At 74.0% G+C, this 18899-nt stretch carries 16 protein-coding genes; 8 read left to right on the top strand and 8 right to left on the bottom strand.

Features of this window, described 5'->3' with window-relative positions; translation table 11 throughout:
• Nucleotides 1-2: 2 nt before the first annotated feature.
• Entirely contained in the window at nt 3-1496 is a 1494-nt protein-coding gene (locus OO47_RS19620) for a glycoside hydrolase family 26 protein (RefSeq protein WP_030217122.1), read from the bottom strand.
• A 156-nt stretch (nt 1497-1652) separates the two neighbouring features.
• Between OO47_RS19620 and OO47_RS19615 the strand changes: the two genes are divergently transcribed.
• Entirely contained in the window at nt 1653-2996 is a 1344-nt protein-coding gene (locus OO47_RS19615) for an ATP-grasp domain-containing protein (RefSeq protein ID WP_051716162.1), read from the top strand.
• Nucleotides 2997-3199: 203 nt separating this feature from the next.
• Nucleotides 3200-3754, top strand: a complete 555-nt coding sequence (locus OO47_RS34435) for a hypothetical protein (RefSeq protein WP_078489747.1) — start codon at nt 3200-3202, stop codon at nt 3752-3754.
• A gap of 92 nt (nt 3755-3846) precedes the next feature.
• Here the strand turns inward: OO47_RS34435 and OO47_RS19605 are convergent, their stop codons facing one another.
• Together OO47_RS19605 and OO47_RS19600 are read right to left on the bottom strand one after the other, a co-directional pair.
• Complete coding sequence (locus OO47_RS19605) at nt 3847-4080, bottom strand: chaplin (RefSeq protein WP_030217114.1); 234 nt, start codon at nt 4078-4080, stop codon at nt 3847-3849.
• A 261-nt stretch (nt 4081-4341) separates the two neighbouring features.
• Nucleotides 4342-4752: a rodlin gene (locus OO47_RS19600; protein ID WP_030217111.1), complete on the bottom strand. Its 411-nt coding sequence runs from the start codon at nt 4750-4752 to the stop codon at nt 4342-4344.
• A 219-nt stretch (nt 4753-4971) separates the two neighbouring features.
• Here OO47_RS19600 and OO47_RS19595 point away from each other — a divergent pair, with 219 nt between their 5' ends.
• On the top strand, nt 4972-5370 hold the full coding sequence (locus OO47_RS19595) for a rodlin (RefSeq protein ID WP_030217107.1): 399 nt from the start codon (nt 4972-4974) through the stop codon (nt 5368-5370).
• Nucleotides 5371-5437: 67 nt separating this feature from the next.
• Here the strand turns inward: OO47_RS19595 and OO47_RS37310 are convergent, their stop codons facing one another.
• A complete protein-coding gene (locus OO47_RS37310) occupies nt 5438-5584 on the bottom strand; it encodes a hypothetical protein (RefSeq protein ID WP_167345344.1) in 147 nt (48 codons plus the stop codon).
• 296 nt (nt 5585-5880) lie between these two features.
• On the opposite strand from OO47_RS37310, the gene OO47_RS19585 reads away from it, so the two are divergent.
• On the top strand, nt 5881-6288 hold the full coding sequence (locus OO47_RS19585; RefSeq protein ID WP_030217104.1) for a rodlin: 408 nt from the start codon (nt 5881-5883) through the stop codon (nt 6286-6288).
• 79 nt (nt 6289-6367) lie between these two features.
• Here the strand turns inward: OO47_RS19585 and OO47_RS19580 are convergent, their stop codons facing one another.
• The 4 genes from OO47_RS19580 to mca all read right to left on the bottom strand — a co-directional run bounded on the left by OO47_RS19580 (nt 6368) and on the right by mca (nt 12615).
• Nucleotides 6368-8386 (bottom strand): thioredoxin domain-containing protein, encoded by a 2019-nt coding sequence (locus OO47_RS19580; protein ID WP_030217101.1) that lies wholly within the window; start codon nt 8384-8386, stop codon nt 6368-6370.
• A 145-nt stretch (nt 8387-8531) separates the two neighbouring features.
• Complete coding sequence (locus OO47_RS19575; protein ID WP_030217099.1) at nt 8532-10775, bottom strand: FG-GAP-like repeat-containing protein; 2244 nt, start codon at nt 10773-10775, stop codon at nt 8532-8534.
• Between the two features lie 729 nt (nt 10776-11504).
• Complete coding sequence (locus tag OO47_RS19570) at nt 11505-11741, bottom strand: hypothetical protein (protein ID WP_033209644.1); 237 nt, start codon at nt 11739-11741, stop codon at nt 11505-11507.
• Nucleotides 11734-12615, bottom strand: a complete 882-nt coding sequence (mca, locus tag OO47_RS19565; RefSeq protein WP_030217096.1) for a mycothiol conjugate amidase Mca — start codon at nt 12613-12615, stop codon at nt 11734-11736. The genes OO47_RS19570 and mca overlap by 8 nt, the downstream gene beginning before the upstream one ends.
• Nucleotides 12616-12713: 98 nt before the next feature.
• Here mca and OO47_RS19560 point away from each other — a divergent pair, with 98 nt between their 5' ends.
• The 4 genes from OO47_RS19560 to OO47_RS19545 all read left to right on the top strand — a co-directional run bounded on the left by OO47_RS19560 (nt 12714) and on the right by OO47_RS19545 (nt 18877).
• Nucleotides 12714-13115, top strand: a complete 402-nt coding sequence (locus OO47_RS19560) for a DUF4307 domain-containing protein (RefSeq protein WP_030217093.1) — start codon at nt 12714-12716, stop codon at nt 13113-13115.
• Nucleotides 13116-13304: 189 nt separating this feature from the next.
• Nucleotides 13305-13802 (top strand): transcription elongation factor GreA, encoded by a 498-nt coding sequence (gene greA / locus OO47_RS19555; RefSeq protein ID WP_030217090.1) that lies wholly within the window; start codon nt 13305-13307, stop codon nt 13800-13802.
• Nucleotides 13803-13913: 111 nt separating this feature from the next.
• A complete protein-coding gene (locus OO47_RS19550; protein ID WP_063831917.1) occupies nt 13914-16544 on the top strand; it encodes a protein kinase domain-containing protein in 2631 nt (876 codons plus the stop codon).
• Nucleotides 16545-16549: 5 nt separating this feature from the next.
• On the top strand, nt 16550-18877 hold the full coding sequence (locus OO47_RS19545; RefSeq protein ID WP_030217078.1) for a serine/threonine-protein kinase: 2328 nt from the start codon (nt 16550-16552) through the stop codon (nt 18875-18877).
• Nucleotides 18878-18899 lie beyond the last annotated feature (22 nt).

The raw sequence follows: 18899 nt of genomic DNA, 5'->3' as shown, positions 1-18899 counted from the left end.
GGTCAGAAGGGCCAGACGCCCTTGAGCGCCTCCTTCCAGTCGAGGTCCGCCTCGTCCTTCGAGGAGCCCTGCGACACGCAGACGGGCCCACCGATCCAGCTCTCGATCCAGGAGCCGAGGTCGACGGTCCAGCAGTCCGACTGGGGCACGGGCTGCGTGGGGGTCGGGGTCGGAGTGGGAGTGGGTGTCGGCGTGGGTGTCGTCGGCGCGGGCTTCGGCTCGGGTGCCGTCGGCGTCGGAGTCGGAGTCGGCGTGGGCGTCGGAGTCGGCGTGGGCGTGGGCGTGGGCGTCGGCGTCGGCGTCGTCGGCGCGGGCTTCGGCTCGGGCTGCGTGGGAGTCGGCGTAGGCGTCGGCACCGACTGCGTAGGTGTGGGCGTCGGCGTCGGTACAGGGGTGGGCACCGGCGTCGGCACGGACGTAGGCGTGGGTACCGGCGTAGGTGTGGGCGTGGGCACCGGCGTCGAGGGCTCCGGCTCCTTCCCGTACAGCATCTGGCGGAAGACCAGCGACGACCGCGGGTTGTCGTCGCACTGCCAGACGCCGTGCGGGCAGTAATCGGTGATCGTGTGGTAGAGCGGCTTGTGCAGCTCCATCCATTCGAGCATGCGCCGCATGTATTCCGGATTGTCGCCGTTCCGGAAGAGGCCCCATTCGGGATAGGAGATCAGTTTTCCGTGCTCGGCCGCGAAATCGATCTGCTTCCGCAGGCCGTACGGTTCGTTGACGTGTTCCTCGAAACTGCTCCCCGGCGGCTGGTCGTACGAGTCCATGCCGATGATGTCCACGACGTCGTCGCCCGGGTAGCACTCGGTCCACGGAACGGCGTCGCGCCCGCGGCTCGGGTTGAAGTCGAAGCGGAACTTCTGGCCGGGAACGGAGCGCATCGCGGCGACGATGCGGTTCCAGTACGCCTTCCAGGCCTCCGGGTCGGGCGCGCACCGGTGGGTGTAGGTGATGCCGTTCATCTCCCAGCCGAGGACGACGACGGTGTCGTTCGCCCGCAGCTCGACGAGGCGCCGGGCGAGGGTCCTGAAGTGGTGGTCGTAGTGCCCGGCCGCGCCGAGCCGGAGCAGCCGGCGGACCTCGGCGTCGGGGACGCGGGCCTCGTTGCGCTCCATCATGGGGACGTTGAGGACGAAGAGGCGGTCGGCCTTCTCGTTGCGCCAGCGCGCCCAGGCGTCGAGGAAGCCGGGAGGCCCCTCGATGTTCTTCCAGAGGTCGCCGGGCAGGTAGGTGTGGCCGACGCGGAGTTCGCGGCCGCCGAGCCAGCGTTCGAGCTCGCCGATGCGGGCGACCCCGTACGCGCCCGAGGACAGGAAGGCCCCCATGGCGCCGGCGACCGAGGGAGCGGAGTCCCGCGTCTCCCTCGCGTCCCCTGTCGTCACGGGTTCTTCGGCGTGGGCGGGGGGCGACAGCGCGAGGGAGCCCGAGGCGAGGAGACCGGCGGTGAACACCCCCAGCCATGCTCTCGAACTTCTCCGGCTTGCAGCTTTCATGGCCGCTCCTCCGCGTTGCGCAGTAGGTGACAGTTCGTCAATCGGATGTTCCGAAAGTATTCCTAATACACCGTCCGTGAACTCGGCTTTCCCTCGCTCGTTGGCCCATTAGAGGATTTGATCGCCCGGTTGGTGCACCGAGACGAAGGGCATGCCGTGCCGAGTTTTGACACCCGTGTCCCGGCCGTCCTCGTACGGCTCGACCGGAACCCCTTCCACCACGGCACCCTGGGAGCGGTCCGCTCCCTGGGCCGGGCGGGAATCCCGGTGCACGCCGTCGTCGAATCGCGGACCAGTCCGGTGGCCCGCTCCCGCCACCTCGAATCGGCCCGCCCCGGCCCCGCGGCCGCCACCTCCGCCGAACTGGCCGACTTCCTCCTGCGGGTCGGGGACGAGGTCTCCGAAGGGCCGTCGTCCCCGCTGCTCGCCGTTCCGCTGGACGACGTCACCGCGCTCGCCCTGGCCCGCCGCCGCGCCGAACTCGCCCCGCGCTTCCTGCTGCCCGAGCAGACCGAGGCACAGCTGCTGCGGGTCGCCGACAAGGCGGCGCTCGCCGAGACCTGCGCGGCCCTGGGCCTGCCCCACCCCCGTACCGCGCTCCCCACCGGCGCCGACGAGGCCGCCGCCATGGCCTGGGCGCTGGGCCTCCCGGTGGTCGCCAAGTGGAGCCGGCCGTGGCTGCTGCCGGCCGGTGCCGGGCTGCGCAGCACGTCGATCGTGCGCTCGCTCGCCGAGGTCCGGGAGCTGTACGCCCGCTCCCCGGAGGCCGGCAGCCGGCTGCTGCTCCAGGAACTCCTTCCCGGGGGCCGGGACCTGGACTGGTTCTTCCAGGGGTACGTGGACTCGGCGGGCCGCTGCCCGACCGGGGCGACCGGGCGCAAGGAGCGCTCCTGGCCCACCGGGGCCGGGCTCACCGCCGCGGGCCGCTGGACCGTGAACCCGGCCGTGGACCGCGCCGCCCGGACCCTGCTGGACGCGCTCGGCTACCGGGGCGTGTGCGACCTGGACTTCCGGCTCGACCGGACGACGGGCGCGTACCACCTGCTCGACTTCAACCCCCGGCCGGGCGCGCAGTTCCGGCTCTTCACCGACCAGGACGGCCTGGACGCGGTCCGGGCGCTCCATCTGGACCTCACCGGGCGTCCCGTGCCCCCGCCCTCCCCCGCGTACGGGCGCCGGTTCGTGGCCGAGAACTACGCGCTGCTCTCGCTGCTCGCCGCCCCGCGCCGGCGGTACGCGGCCGAGACCGGCGGGGTGCGGCGGCGGACCGAGTGGGCGTGGTGCGCGGCCGACGACCCGCTGCCCGCGCTCGCGATGGGCCGCGCCTGGCTCGTCCACCTGCTGCGCAAGGCCCTGACGGCACTGCGCCGGCGGTGGACGCCCGCCGGAACGCGGCGCCCGGCGGCCACCGCCCCGCCGGCACCCCGCACCGCTCCGGACACGACCTCCACCGCGACGCCTCCGACGGCGGCGCGGAAGGACACCCGGCCCCGGCCCTGATCCACCGGACGGGCCCCAGGGGCTGCTCGGCCACCGATCCGCCGGACAGGCCCTGGTCTCCCTCCACGACACGGACCGCCCCGCCGCGCCCGCCCGACGTCGAGGCGCTCTCCCCCGGGCCGGCCGCCCACCGGGGCACGACCACCCGTCTGCATCCGCGCCCCGGACGCCCGGACGCGACGGCGAGTTCCGTCGGCGGACCGATGCCGTGGCCGGTGTGCACCGAGGCCCACCCGCACGGGCGCGGACGGCGCCCCGGGGACGTCCACCGGGAGCGGGAGGTCCTCGCCGCGGCACGGGCGCGGGAACCGTACGAGGGCCTGAGGGACCGGATCGACGCCTGGGAGGAGGCCCTGGAGGAGGAGGCCGAACTGCGGGAGGACGAGGAGGACGAGGAGGACGAAGGAGACGGGGAACGGGGGGACGGGGAGTACGGGGAGGACTCCGGGCCCGTCTCCTCCCCGTACGACCTGTCGATCCCGCCGGGCCGGCGCGTGGGCGGGTACGCGTCCTGGAACGTGACCGACCCGTACCCGATGGACTGCGCGGTCCGCGCGACCCCCCTGCGCCTGCTGCTGACCGTCGACACCTCCGAGTGGAACGCCGGAAGCCCGAGTTGGACGCCGGTCGAGGACCGGGGCCTGCGCCCCGCCCCGCACGCCGCGCCCACCGGGGTCGTGGTGGGGAACCACGGCGAGCTCGACGTCTTCGGGTGCCCCGCCGACCCGGGGCGTCCGACCCGCTGGAGCGTGCAGTAGACCGCGGCGGGGTCCGCCCGGAAGAAGGGCCGGCCCCGGGGAGCGGGTGCTCCCCGGGGCCGGCCCCGTGCCTGTCCGCGTACCGCGTCGGGTCAGTCGTTGACGCAGACGTTGCCGAAGGCCGGGTTCAGCAGCGCGATGACGTTCACGCTGTTGCCACAGACGTTGACGGGGATGTGGATCGGGACCTGGATGACGTTGCCGGACAGGACGCCGGGCGAGCCGACGGCCGCACCCTCCGCGTCGGCGTCCGCGAAGGCGGGCGACGCCGCACCCATGGCCATGATGATTCCGGCGACGACGGCCGCAGCCTTCTTACAGTTCATTTCGTCTGGATCCTTTCCTCGGCGGAGGAATTCTCACGGATCTCGTGATGTCCGGGGAGGGGAGTTCCCCGGCCTCCGCTGTACACAACACAACGAACATCCCGCGCAAAGGAAACCGGAATAACGCGGGAGGCGTTCGTTTCACTCCATTGCCCGCACGGAATCGCCCGCACGGAATCGCCCGCACGGAATCGCCCGCACGGAACAGGGCCGGCGGAGAACGGTGACGTTCTCCGCCGGCCCTGCCGCACACGCCGACGATCAGCCGTTGCCGATGCCGTTCCCGGAGAGGACCGGGATGTCGTCCACCAGGTGCGAGAGCGCCTCGTCGCCCTTGGCCTGGGTGGAGTTCTCCGCGCACTGCTGGTTCTGCGGGGAGGACAGCACGTTGACGTCCTGGACGGTGATCGGGACGACACCGACGAGGGAGCCGAGGTTGCCCTTGACCGGAACGCCGAGGCAGAGCTTGTTCAGGGAGCCCTGGACCAGGGTCAGCTGGGGGCTCTGGTCGCCCGCGGTCTCCGAGTTGCCGAACGCCGAGGTGGCGCCGTTGCCGCTGAGCGAGGTGGTGCCGGTGTCGTTGCTGATGGCCAGCGCCGGGGAGGCCGCCGCGGCAGAAGCGCCGACGACGGAGGCCGCAACAGCCGCAGCCGCCACAATCTTCTTGATCACGGTGTTTCCGTTCCTGTTCCCACCAATCGACCTGATTGATGCGACCGGCTCAACTGGCTTCGGAGGGTTAGGTTCCGGTGCTTCACCCGTTCGTAGGGAGCCGTCCTTCGCGCTGCCGCGCGCGCTCCGCCATGAGGGTGACACGGCGGAACCCCCGCCGCCGGGTCCCTGTTGATCAGGTCGCTCCCTGCACGGAGCCGGTTCTAGAAGGGAACTCCCGTGATCAAGAAGGTTATGGCCACCGCGGCCGCGGCCGTCTCCATGGCCGCCGTCGCCTCCCCGGCGCTGGCCATCAGCAACGACACCGGTACCACCTCGTTCAGCGGCAACGGTGCCACCCAGGCGTTCGGCAACTCCGCCACCTACGGCAACATGAGCCCCCAGATGGCTCTGATCCAGGGCTCCCTGAACAAGCCCTGCATCGGCCTGCCGGCCAAGCTCAACGCCGGTTCGCTGATCGGCCTCGTCCCGATCACCGTCCAGGACATCAACGTGCTGTCCTCCCCGCAGAACCAGCAGTGCGTCGAGAACTCCACCCAGGCCAAGGGCGACGAGCCGCTGTCGCACATCCTGGAGGACATCCCGGTCCTGTCGGGCAACGGCGTCGGCAACAACTGACGTTCCCGGTCCGCGCGTCAGGGGCCGCTCCCTCGGGAGCAGCCCCTTTCGTCTTGTCCCCCGCCGTTCAGCGCGGCCAGACCGGGGCCACCATCAGGCGCTCCCACTCCCTGTCCGGCATCCCCGGCACCGTGCGGCCCGCCTGCGTCCACTGCGTCACGAGGGCGGAGTAGAGCGGGAACGGGGTGCGGTCGGCGGGGATCGGGTCGCTCACGTACCGGCTCTTCGGAATGAAGGCCATTCTTTCCCATTTCCCGGGATCCGGCGCCATCTTCGCTCCTTCCGCTGGGATTTCCGCATCATTGCACAAGACCCCCGGGAGAGCTGTCCATCCTCTCCGCGTCGCGTCGCGCACCCCTGTGCGAACGGTTCGAAACGCGGTGCGGGACAGAGCATTTCGCTCATCTGCCCGTAGTCCGTCCGGTGGACTTCCCGGAACCTTCGGCATTCCCGCCGGTTGGTCAGTACGGCTCGGCAATCGGCGAGCCAGTATCCGAAAGGCCTGAACTGATGAAGAAGCTGTTCGCTACGGCTGCCGTGGCCGCGACGGTCCTCGGCGCGACGGCGACGGGTGCCGGGCAGGCGCTCGCGATCGCCGACGACACCGGCACCACCTCGCTCAGCGGCAACGGTGCCAGCCAGGTGTACGGCAACTCCGCCACCCACGGCGACATGAGCCCGCAGCTGGCGCTGGTCCAGGGCTCCCTGAACAAGCCGTGCGTGGGTCTGCCGGCCAAGGTCAACGCCGGTTCGCTGATCGGTCTCGTCCCGATCACCGTCCAGGACATCAACGTGCTGTCCTCCCCGCAGAACCAGCAGTGCGTCGAGAACTCCACCCAGGCCAAGGGCGACGAGGCGCTGTCGCACCTGCTCAGCGACATCCCGGTCCTGTCGGGCAACGGCGCCGGCAACGGCTGAGCGACCGGCTCCGACCACGGCGCGGCCCCGCCGCCCCTCTTCGGAGGGGTGGCGGGGCCGTCCCCGTTCCGGGCCCTGCTCAGAGCTTCCGGCGCAGCGCCTCCGGGTCGGTGACCGGGGCGTCGCAGGTGAAGCGGCGGCAGACGTACGCGGCGGATGACCCGGCCACCAGCGGCCGGCCCTCCAGGAGCGGGAACTCCTCGTCGCCGGGGGCGCCGGTGGCGAGGACCGCGCCGGGGGCGGTGGCGAGGAGGGCGGTGCGGCGCAGCTCCCGGAAGGCCCCGTCGCCGGGGTCGCCCACGACGGCGACCTCCTTGGGGCCGTCGAGGAGCGCTTCGGCGACGGCCAGGCCCCAGCCGATGAAGCGGGGCGCGCGGGGGCCGAGGGCCTTGACGACGCCGAGGGCGCCTTCGGCGGCGGCCCGGTGGGCCTCGGAGCCGGTGTGGGCCGCGTACGAGAGCAGGGCTCCGGCGGCGGCGGTCCAGCCGGACGGGGTGGCGTTGTCGGTGGGGTCCTGGGGGCGCCGAATGAGGGTCTCGGCGTCGTGGGCCGTGTCGTACAGCGCGCCGCCCTCGGCGGTGAAGCGGTCGAGGACGAGGTCCAGGAGGAAGCCGGCGAACTCGAGCCAGGCGCCCTCGCCGGTGACGGCGGCGAGGGCGAGGAAGCCCTCGGCGACGTCGGCGTAGTCCTCCAGGACGCCCGCGTTGGTGCCGGGCCGGCCGTCCTTGGACGTACGGGTGAGGCGGGCGCCCTCGTCCATGTGGACCCGGACGAGCAGGTCGGCGGCCTCGGTGGCGCGCTCGACCAGGTCGGGGCGGTCGAAGAGGGCGCCGGTCTCGGCGAGCGCGGCGATCGCGAGGCCGTTCCAGGCGGCGACGACCTTGTCGTCCCGGCCCGGGCGGGGGCGCTCGTCGCGGGCGGCGCGGAGCCGGTCCGCGATCGACGCGATCCGCTCGGCGTCGGCCACGCCCGCGTCCTGCGGGAGCTGGAGGACGGAGCTGCCCTCCTCGAAGGTGCCGTCCTCGGTGACGCCGTAGTGGGCGGCGGCGACGGCCGCGTCCTCGGGACCGAGGACTCCGGCGAGCTGCTCGGGGGTCCAGACGTAGTAGGCGCCCTCGACGTGCCTGCCGGTGCCGTCGTCGGAGTCGGCGTCGAGCGCGGAGGCGAAACCGCCCTCGGGGGTGCGCAGTTCCCGTACCAGGAAGTCGGCGGTCTCCAGGGCGATCCGGCGGGCGAGGTCGCTGCCGGTGGCCTTCCAGAGGTGCGCGTACACCCGGCAGAGCAGGGCGTTGTCGTACAGCATCTTCTCGAAGTGCGGGACCGTCCAGGTGCGGTCGACGGCGTAGCGGGCGAAGCCGCCGCCGAGCTGGTCGTAGATGCCGCCGCGGGCCATGGCCTCGCAGGTGTCGGAGGCCATCTGGAGGGCGCCCTCGGAGCCCGTGCGGGCGTGGTGGCGGAGCAGGAACTCCAGGACCATCGACGGCGGGAACTTGGGGGCGCCGCCGAAGCCGCCGCGGGTGGCGTCGTACTCGCGGGTGAGGCCGAGGAGGGCCTGGGCGAGGTCCTCCTCGCCGGGAACGCCGTCGCCGCCGTACGCGAGGGAGCGGCCGGCGAGCTCCTTGACGATCCGGTCCGCGACCTCGTCGACCTCCCCGCGCCGCCCGGCCCAGGCGTCCCGGACGCCGGCCAGGACCTCGGTGAAGGAGGGCATGCCGTGGCGGGGCTCGGGCGGGAAGTACGTGCCGAAGTAGAAGGGGGCGGCGTCCGGCGTGAGGAAGACGGTCATCGGCCAGCCGCCCTGCCCGGTGGCGGCCTGGACGGCCTCCATGTAGACGGCGTCGACGTCGGGCCGCTCCTCGCGGTCGACCTTGACGGCCACGAAGTTGTCGTTGACCAGCGCGGCGGTGGCCTCGTCCTCGAAGGACTCGTGGGCCATGACGTGGCACCAGTGGCACGCCGAGTAACCGACCGACAGCAGCACGGGCACGTCGCGCCGACGGGCCTCCTCGAAGGCCTCCGGGCCCCACGGCCACCAGTCGACCGGGTTGTCAGCGTGCTGCAGCAGATACGGGGAGGTCACACCAGCCAGCCGGTTCATGTGATCCAGCCTCTCACAGCGCTCGGCGCGGCCGGCGAAGTCCTTACGGGCCCGTCGGCGTCCGGTGCGGGTGTTCCGAGGCGGAGGGTCGCCCCGATACCGGGTCGGTACGGAGGTATCGGGGCGGTTCCCGCGCCGGGGCGGGTCAGGCGACGTCGGTGAACCTGGTTCCCTCGCCGGCGTACAGGGGCGTCGTCTGGCGGGTGAACGGCGAACTCCACGAGCCCGTCGAGCGGTAGACGTAGGTGCCGGCCGCTCCGTACGCGATCAGGTCGGGGCGGCCGTCGTTGTCGAGGTCGCCCGCGCCGACGAGCCGGGAGAAGGCGTTCCAGCCGCCGCCGACGCGGGCGCGGGGGGCGAAGGTGCCGTCGCCCTTGCCGAGGTGGAGCCAGAGGACGCCGTCCTTGTCGCGGGCGACGAGGTCGCCGGCGGGCCCGCCCGCGATGTTGCCGGTGGCGGTGATCTGGTTGTAGACGCCCCAGCCGGTGGCCACCCTGACGCGGGGCGCGAAGGGCGCGGACCAGCTGCCGGTGCCCTTGTAGAACCAGAGGCCGCCGGCGGCGTCGGTGGCGAGGAGGTCGGACCGGCCGTCGCCGTTCAGATCGCTGCCACCGGTGATCTTGTCGTAGACGCCCCAGCCGGGGCCGACCCGGGTGCGGGGGGCGAAGGTGCCGTCGCCCTTGCCGGGGTAGCTCCAGAGGACGCCGGAGCCGTCGAGGCCGACCAGGTCGCCGTGGGCGGCGCCGCCGATGTTCCCGACGGCCTCGATGTGCTTGTACGTGTTCCAGCCGGCGCCGACCCGGCTCCGCTGGACCGTCCTGACCTGTCCGTTCAGCGGCCGGTCCCGCAGGTCGTCGCGCCACAGCACCCCGGCGGCGTCCCGGGCGAGGAGGTCGGTGGAGCCGTTGTCCGTGAAGTCGTGCGGGTTGGGCGTCCGGCCGAGTTCCATGCGCCGGACGTCCCGGACGGCCCCGCCGACGGCGTCGACCTGCCTGGCCTCCATCGCGACCGTGTACGCGCCGTTCGGCGCGTCGTCCGCGTGGGGCATGTTCGATCCGAAGACCTCCCCGGCCCAGTCGAAGGAGAAGCGGGAGGTGCCGTCCGTGACGGGTGCGAGGTACTGGCGGAAGACCTTGCCCGTCGCGACGTGGGTGAGCGTCACGTCCATGGTGGCGTCGGGGCGCGACAGCGTCCACGCCAGCGTCACCCTGCCGCCGCTCTTGTCGAGGTTCACCGTCGCGGGGACGTCGGACCGCACGACGGCCAGCGGGGTGCCGAGGTCCATGTCCGCGATCTTGGTGACGGTCAGGTCGCCGTCGTCCGCGGTCCCCAGCCGGAACAGGCCGCGGGTGCCGTCGGGCCGCTCGCCGCTGACCACCGAGGTGCCGTCGCCCGCGGCCGCCAGGCCGGTCGTACCGGACGCGTTGGTGACGGGGCGGCTGTCGTTGGAGGACAGGGAGTAGGCCCTGAGGCCCGCCCACGGGTTCCCGTAGATTAGCCAGTCGCCCGCAAGCGTGGTGAGGTCGGTCTGCGCGGAACTGAGGGTCTTCTCGGTCCGCTCCGGGTTCTCGCCGCGCGAGACCGCCGTGAGGGTGATCGCGGTGCCCTCGCGCTCGTACCAGCCCACGTACGACTCGGAGAACAGCAGGTGGCTGAAGTCGATGCCGCCCTCGTCGGCGCCGTACGTGAGGACGACGGACCCGGAGGCGATGTCGATGACGGACCGGCCGCCGGCCGTCGGGTCGCTCTTGCTGGCCATGTGGCCGACGAACACCTGCCCGTTCACGATCGGCGCGTCGCTCCAGAAGCGCTGGGCGTGGGCGGGCAGACCGGTCACCGGCCGGGTTTCGAGCGCGGCTCCGTTCCTGGTCACCACGAGCAACTCCGCCTCGCCGTCGCCCTTCTGCACCTGTGCGAGGACGCTCGTCGGGCCGAGGACGGTCACGTAGGAGGCGTTCAGGGAGGAGAGGTCGAACGTCACGCCCGGGGCGGCCGGAACGGCCATGTTCCGGAGGGTGACCACGCGCATGTCGCGGGCGGACGGCGCGTCGCCGACGGCGAGCACGTCGCCGCCGGCCGAGGCCCATCCGCCACCGGTCGGCACCGCGACCGGGGTCGGCGCCCCGCCGTCGTACGGGGTCCAGAGCAGCGTCGGGGCGCCGGCACCGGACGCGAACCGGTCGTGCGTGAGGAAGCCCGAGGGCCCTGTGGCCACGACCTCGGCACCCGTGGGGAAGGTGGGCAGGGCGCCGGTCTGGGCGGTCTCTCCGGAGGCGGGTGCCGCGAAGGCCGCCGGCGCCGTCGCCAGGCTGCCGGCACCGAGGGCCGTGACGGCGAGGACTGCCGTGACAGCCGAGGCGAGACGGGTGCGGGTGGTGCGGAATTGCAAGGTGAACTCCCACGAGAAGAGCGGGCACGGGAGTGCCGCGCCCGATCGGACTCACGGGTGGGGGGAATGGTTGTGCGAGGTCGCGGCTTCCTCGTCGTCGGACGGGGTGGAGGTGCCGCCGACTGGCGGGACACCGGCCGACCGGTTCGTGCCGGCATCGCCGTACGGGGATCTTCCGGGGTCACGGACCCCTGTGGGTCCGGCTCGCGTCTTCGAGGACGAGTCGTGGGGTGGGGTGGGGGCGGTCGGGGGCGCCCGCGCTGGTCGCCGGGGTCGCGGACGTCGCCGCGGTCGGTGCCGATCCGGCCCTCGGTACGTCGGCGGGGACGGGCGCTCGGCGCGGGCGCCGCGGTGGTGGCCGGGGCGGCCGCGACCGTGCTGAAGGCGACCTCCGGCACCCGGGCGGCGGGCCCGGGGAGCGTCGAGGAGGCGCGGGCCCGGCCCCCGTCGGGGCCTCGCCCCGATCCGTACCGCCTGCCGGTCGCCGGCGCGAAGGTACCGGGCGGGCGAACCACCCGTACGCGCACGCGGACCGCTCGTACGGACGGAGACCGGCCCCGTACGGGAAGAGACACCGGCGGTCACTCCCCGCGCGCGTCCGGACGCGCGGGCGCCCTCCGGGCCGTACCCCTGGGGTACGGCCCGGAGGGCGGGGGCCCGTGGTCCGGGAGCGCCGTCTCCCGGCGGGCCCGGCCGGGAGCCGGTTCTCTGCGGCCCGGCCCGCGGGGGCTACTTCTTCGAGTTCTCCGCCGGTACAGCCGCCGGCGCCGCCGGGTCCGGGGCCTCCTCGAAGGAGACCCGGCCCATGTGGCGGTTCATCGACTTCATCAGCATCCAGACCGCCAGGGCCATGACCGCGAAGACGACGAAGCCGAGGACGCCGGGGGTCACCTTGTTCTTGTCCAGCTCTTCGGCGGCGAAGGGGACAAGCTGGGTCAGTGCCAGGTGTGCGCTCATGTCAGGCATTGTCGCGGATGCCCGCGAAGAGATCTTCCTCGGGGAGGGAGGTCGGCACCAGCGCCTTGCTGAGCTCGTACTCCTCCGTCGGCCAGACCTTCTTCTGGATCTCCATGGGGACGCGGAACCAGCCGCCGTCGGGGTCGATCTGCGTGGCGTGGGCGATCAGCGCCCGGTCCCGGGTCTCGAAGAAGTCGGCGCAGGGCACGAAGGTGGTCAGGGTCCGCTCCTTGCGCTCGAACTCCTTCCAGCGCTCCAGCCACTCCCCGTACGGGGACTCCAGGCCCTGGTCGAGGAGCGCCTGGTGCAGGGCCTCGGTGCGGGGGCGGTTGAAGCCCTGGTTGTAGTAGAGCTTCAGGGGCTGCCAGACCGGGCCGAACTCGTCCTCCGGGAACGCCTCGGGGTCGCCCGCGCCGTCGAAGGCCACCATCGTGATCTTGTGGGTCATGATGTGGTCGGGGTGCGGGTAGCCGCCGTTCTCGTCGTAGGTCGTGATGACCTGCGGACGGAAGGAGCGGATGCTGCGGACCAGTCGGCCGGCCGCCTCGTCGACGTCCTGGAGGGCGAAGCAGCCCTCGGGGAGCGGGGGCAGCGGGTCGCCCTCGGGCAGGCCCGAGTCGACGAAGCCCAGCCACTCCTGGGAGACGCCGAGGATCTCGCGGGCCCGGTCCATCTCCTTGCGGCGCACCTCGTGGATGTTCGCCTCGATCTCGGGGTCGCCCTGGAGCTTGGGGTTGAGGACCGAGCCGCGCTCGCCGCCCGTGCACGTCACCACCAGGACGTCCACCCCCTCGGACACGTACTTGGCCATCGTGGCCGCGCCCTTGCTCGACTCGTCGTCGGGGTGGGCGTGCACGGCCATCAGTCGCAGCTGGTCAGTCAAGACTCGATCCTCAGTGATTGGTCGTGGAGGGGGGTCTCTATAGTGACGGAATCGGGGGGTCGAAAATTCCGCCGCCCCCGGCTTCGAGAGGATCGATCATGAGCGCGGTGCGAGAGCAGCTTCCCGAGGGGCGCTACGGGCGCTCCGCGGACGAGCGGGCCGACCGCAAGCTCAAGATCGTCGGGTCGGTCCTCGGGGTCCTCTTCCTCGGCCTGCTCGGCTGGTTCGGCTGGTACTACGTGGTCGACAGCAGGATCAGCGCCGAGATGATCAAGTTCGACGTGGTGAGCGCCACCGAGGTCCAGGTGCACCTGGAGATCCGCAAGGACGAGGGCGTCGCGGGCGTCTGCACGCTGCGCTCGCGCGCCGAGGACGGGACCGAGGTGGCCCGCAAGGACGTGCGGGTCGACGACCCCGCCGGCCGGGTCGACCAGGTCTTCTCCCTGCGCACCACCGCCCGCGCGACGAGCGCCGAACTGATCGGGTGTACGACCCGGTAGCGGTGGGTAGGGACTCGGTGACGAGTCCCGGCGGGTCACCGCGGTGACCTGGGGTGACGCCATTCCGTGGTTTATGTCCTCCCGCTTTCCGCCACTCATTGTTAGGCTCGTGGTTTCGCCCACCCGGGACAGCACAGCATTCCCGTGTAGGGCGATGCTTTGTATTCCCAGTACCTACGAGGAGCACCTGTGACCCAGACCAGCGACAACGTCACCTGGCTCACCCAGGAGGCGTACAACAAGCTCAAGGACGAGCTTGAGTACCTGTCTGGTCCCGCGCGTACCGAGATCGCCGCCAAGATCGCCGCCGCACGCGAAGAGGGCGATCTGCGCGAGAACGGCGGGTACCACGCGGCCAAGGAGGAGCAGGGTAAGCAGGAGCTCCGGGTCCGTCAGCTCACCCAGCTGCTCCAGCACGCGAAGGTGGGCGAGGCCCCGGCGGACGACGGCGTCGTCGAGCCCGGCATGGTCGTCACGATCGCCTTCGACGGCGACGAGGACGACACCCTGACCTTCCTCCTGGCCTCCCGCGAGTACGCGAGCGGTGACATCGAGACCTACTCGCCGCAGTCCCCGCTGGGCGTCGGCGTCAACGGCAAGAAGGCCGGTGACGACGCCGAGTACGAGCTGCCGAACGGCAAGAAGGCCACGGTGAAGATCCTCAGCGCGAAGCCGTACACCGGCTGAGACCCCCGCTTCTCCACGGAGGGCCGGACCTCGCGGGGTCCGGCCCTCCGTCGTGCGCGCGCCTACGTACGATGAGGCCGCGCTGACGTCACGTCACAGGGGGGCGACGAGATGCTGGGACCGCTGCGCGCGGACGCGCCGCGCCGGATCGGACCGTACGAGGTCCTCGCACGGCTCGGGGCCGGGGGCATGGGTGAGGTGTTCCTCGCCCGGGGGGCGGGGCTCCGGGAGACCTCCCCGGGACCGGGACCGGGCCCCGGATCGGGACCGGGACCGGGCGGCGGTGGCGGGCCCGCCGCCCCCGTCCAGGGCGTCTTCGTCGCCGTCAAGACCGTGCGGCGCGACGTCGCCGGGGAGCCCGCCTTCCGGGACCGGTTCCGGCGGGAGATCAAGGTCGCCTCGCTGGTCGACAGTCCGTACGCCGCCGCGCCCGTCGGCGGGGACGCCGACGCCGGGACGCCCTGGCTGGCGACCGAGTACGTCCCCGGGCCCAGCCTCTCGCAGGCGGTGCGGCGCGGCGGGGCGCTGCCCGTCGCCACCGTGCGCGCGCTCGGCGCCGGGATCGCCCGCGCCCTGGCCGACCTGCACCGGACCGGGGTGCTGCACCGGGACCTCAAGCCGGGGAACGTCATGCTCTCCGTCGACGGCCCCCGCCTCATCGACTTCGGGATCGCCCGCAGCAGCACCGCCACCACCATGACCGCCACCGGCGTGATGGTCGGCACGCCCTCCTTCATGTCCCCCGAGCACGTGGCCGGGGCCCGGCGCGTCACGGCCGCCTCCGACGTCTTCTGCCTCGGCTCGCTGCTCTGCTACGCGGCGACCGGCGAGGACCCCTTCGGCGACGGCCCCCTCGCGGCCGTCCTCTACCGGGTCTCGCAGGCCGAGGCCGACCTGTCCCGGGTGCCGGAGGAGCTGCGCGGGACGCTCGCCGCCTGCCTGGCCGCGGACCCGGCGGCCCGGCCGTCCCCGGAGCGGCTCGCGGAGCTGCTCGGGCCGGCCCCCGCGAAGGCCTTCCCGTGGCCGGAGGGCGTGCGGGAGCACATCGGGGAGTACGGCAGGGAGCTGGCGCAGCTCGTGGCGTCGGGCGGGCCGCTCCTGGAGGCGCCGGCCGGGTTCGGCCCCGTCGTCGTGCCGGACGTCCCGGGCCTCCACTCCGTACCGACGCTCGCCCCCGGCGCCTTCCCCGGGGCCCCGCACTCCCCGTCCCCGCCCACCGTGCCCGCCGGCCGCGACCGGCCGCGCCGGGGGCGGCTGCTCGCCGCCGCCCTGGCCCTGGTGGTCGCGGCCGGCGGCACCGGCGCGTACCTGTTGTGGCCGGAGGGCGGCGACGGCGGGGGGGGCGGCGGGAAGGGCGAGGCGCCCGTGAAGGCCGCCGGGCCCCGGGTGCCGGGCGTCGACGACCGGGGCCCGGCCGACGGGTCCGGGTTCGTCGCGCAGAACGCGGCCCAGCGCCCGGCCGGGTGGAAGCCCTGGCGGGCGGAGCTGGGCGCGCCGGCGTTCGGCTGCTCGGCCGGCGAGGCGGCGCTCGTCTGCCGGACGACGGACGGCCGGTACGAGGCGCTGGACCCGGCGGGCGGGAAGCGGCTGTGGGCCGCCGACCTGGTCGAGGACCCGCGCGACGACCAGAGCTTCATCGGCCCCACCGGCGGCGTCTTCGTCGCGGGCGGCACCGCCGTGCCCGCCGTCCACGGCCCGTACGCCGTCCTGCTCTCCGGCGGACGCCTCCAGGTCCGGGACGCCCGCAGCGGCGCGGTGCGCTGGGAGAAGCAGGGCCCGTCCGGGGGCGGGCTCGCGACCCGGCCCGTCGTGGCCGACGGCACGGTCTTCGTGCCGACCGGCGACGACGCCGGCGGCCGGATGGCGGCCTTCGCCCTGGCCGACGGGCGCGAGCTGTGGTCCAAGGCGCTCACCAACGCCGACCTCGCGCGGGTGGACTTCCGCGACTTCGAGCCGGTCGCCGCCGCGAACGGGCTGGTGTACGCGATGAGCGACGCCGGTTTCGTGGCGTACGACGCGAAGACCGGCGACCAGCGCGGCCAGGTGCCGCCGGAGGCGAAGGAGTGCGACGCCCTGCTCGTCCGGGGCCGGTACGCGTACTGCGCGCCGCTCGACGCGGCGAACGACGCCCCGCTCGTGCTCCACCGCCTGGACGCCGTGACGCTCGCGGCCGCCGGGACGGGGCGGCTCGCGGTGCCCGCCGCGGTCGCGGAGTCGGGCGCCTGGCCGACCGCCGTCTCCGACCGCGCCGCCGTCGTCCTCGACGCGGGCCCCGCGCGCTGGGTGGACAGGAGGGACACGGGCGCGCACGACGGGGTGTACGTCCTGGACCCGGCCACCGGCGGGCGCCTCGGCCACTACCCGATCCCTCCGCTCGCGGCGGACGGGCGGCGGCAGCTCGTCTCCCCTCCGCTGATCACGGGGAGCGCGCTGGTGTACGCGGACTACTCGGCCCTGCGGGTGGTGCCGATCGGCGAGGACGGCAGGCCCGGGAAGGAGCGGGTCGTGCCGGTGCCGGGGGCGCCCGGCCCGCGTGCGGAGGAGGAGTACGACCGCTCGGGCGGGACCCATCTGGGCCGGGAGATCCGGCCGCCGCTGGTGCTGCCGCTGGGCGGGGTGGCCCACGTCGTGTACGACACCGGGGTCGTCGTCTCCGTCGGGCTTCCCCGCGAGGCCCTCGGCACGGCCCCCGACGGGGCGGCCGGCCGGGCCGCCGGCTCGGCCGCCGAAGAGAAGGAGTGAGTCCCTTGCTGGAAGTCCTGCCCCAGGGGCGGCCGCCCCGGTTCGTCGGCCCGTACCGGCTGCTCGCCCGGCTCGGCGCGGGCGGCATGGGCGAGGTGCACCTCGCCTGCCGCGCGGACGCCCCGACGGCCGATCCGCACCGGATGGTGGCGGTGAAGACCGTGCGGGAGGACCTGGAGGTCGACGAGGACTTCCGGACCCGGTTCCGGCGGGAGATCGCGGCGGCGCGGACCGTGGACGGGCCGGGGGTGGCGCGGCTGGTGGACGCCGGCCCGGACGCGCCCTCGCCGTGGCTGGCGACCGAGTACGTGCCGGGCCCCTCGCTCGCGGAGGCCGTCGTACGGACCGGTCCGCTGCCCGTCGGGGCCGTGCGGGCCCTGGGGGCGGCGCTCGCCCGGTCCCTGGCGGCCGTGCACGGCGTGAAGGTGCTGCACCGGGACCTGAAGCCGGCGAACGTGCTGCTCGGCGCGGCCGGGCCGAAGCTGATCGACTTCGGGATCGCCCAGGCCTTCGAGGCGACGGCGCTGACGTCGACCGGTCTGGTGGTGGGCTCGCCGGGGTTCATGTCGCCGGAGCACCTGGTGGGGAGCCGGGCGGTGGTGCCCGCGTCGGACGTGTTCTGCCTGGGGGCGGTGCTCGCGTTCGCGGCGAGCGGCCGGGGGCCGTTCCACGACGACGAGATGGCCGCCGTGATCTACCGGATCAGCCGGGCGGAGGCCGAACTGGACGGTGTTCCGGGGGAGTTGCGGCCCGTACTGGAACGCTGTCTGCGGCTCGACCCGGCGGAGCGGCCCCCGGCGGCGGAGCTGGCGGCGCTCCTCGGCGGCCCCGGCGGCGAAGGGGGCGGCGGGGGCGCTCCGGAGGCCTTCCCGTGGCCGGGCGGGGTCCTCTCGCTGGTCGCGGAGTGCCGGGAGGCGGCCCGGGCGGCCGGGGAGGCGGCGGCCTCGGGCGCGGGCGTGGCGGACCTGCCGACGCTCGGTCCCGTGGTGCCGTACTCCCCCACGGCAGTGACCGGCCGGCCGGCGGTCCCGGCCGCCGCTCCGGCGGGCCGGCCGCGCCGCCGGGGCGCCCTGGTGGCGGGCGCGGTGGCGGTGGCCGTCCTGGCGACGGCGGGCGCGGTGCTCCTGAACCGGACGGGCGGGCAGGAGGGCGGCCCGGGGGCGTCCGGCGGGCCCTCCGCCGGCGCGTCGGCCGCGTCGGCGTCCCCGGGCTCGACCCCGGCCCCGGCCCCCGCCTCGCTGAGCCGGGTCGTCCTGCCGTACGGCGGCACGGGCCGGACCGGCGACTTCGGCGCGGCCGGTACGGACCGGGCCTCCCGCCCGGCCGGCTGGTCGCCCTGGCGGGCCGAGGGGGAGCCGGACGGCGGCGCCTGCGCGCTCTCCCCGGAGGTCCTGGTCTGCCCGGGGAACGGCGGCGCGGTCACCGCCCTGGGCGCGGCGGACGGCAAGGAGCTGTGGAAGGTGCCGGGCCGGGGCGAAGGGCTGCGCAGCGCGCCGCAGTACCCGGCGGTCGTCGGCGACACGGCGTACGTGACGGGGCCCGACGGGATCGTCGCGTACGGGCTCGCGGACGGGAAGGAGCGGCGGCGCGTCCCCCGGCCCGGGGACGACTGGGCCGTGAAGGGCACCGACCTGCGGGAGGGGGTCCTCTACTCCACGTACGTCAACGTGCGCGACGAGCGCACCGGCCTGGTCACGGCCGTGCGCCTGCGCGACGGGAAGGAGCTGTGGCGCTCCCCGCTCGACGGCCTGCCGGAGCAGCCGGTCGCGGGAGCCGGGCGGGTGCTCGTCCCGGTGGGCGCGACGCCGGTGTCCCTGGACGCCGCCACCGGGAAGGAGACGGCGCGCGGGACGGAGTACTGCGGCGGCTTCGTCGTCCACGAGAAGAGCGGCACCGTGCTCTGCTCCACCCGGCAGGACGGCGCCGTCGGAGTCCTCGACCCGCGGACGCTCCGGACGGTGCGGACCCTGGGCTCCGAGGTCGCGGCCGGCCCCGCGGTGAACGCCGCCGGGCTCGTCGCCGTCGTCGACGCGCAGGGCACGCTCTTCGCGTACGACCTGGCGAGCGGCCGGGAGCGGTGGCGAGTGGCGGACACCTCCGCCGACCGCGTCCACCTGGCGGGCGACCGGGTCGTGACCACGAGCGAGGACGAGATCCGGACCTATCCGGCCGCCGGCCCCTTCCTGTCCACCGGCGAGCGGGAGTACGCGTCCTACCGGCTCAGCCTGCCCCCCGGCTTCACCGCCGAGGTAGCCGGGGAGCCGCTGGTCGCCGGGGGCGCCGCCTTCCTGGCGCTCCCCGGCGGCCTCGTCGTCTCGGGCTACCTGCCCTGATCCGGTGTCCCCGGGCCCCTAC

The sequence above is a fragment of the Streptomyces bikiniensis genome, from assembly GCF_000716625.1.
Lineage (GTDB): Bacteria > Actinomycetota > Actinomycetes > Streptomycetales > Streptomycetaceae > Streptomyces > Streptomyces bikiniensis.
This window is presented reverse-complemented; position numbering and strand designations above follow the sequence as displayed.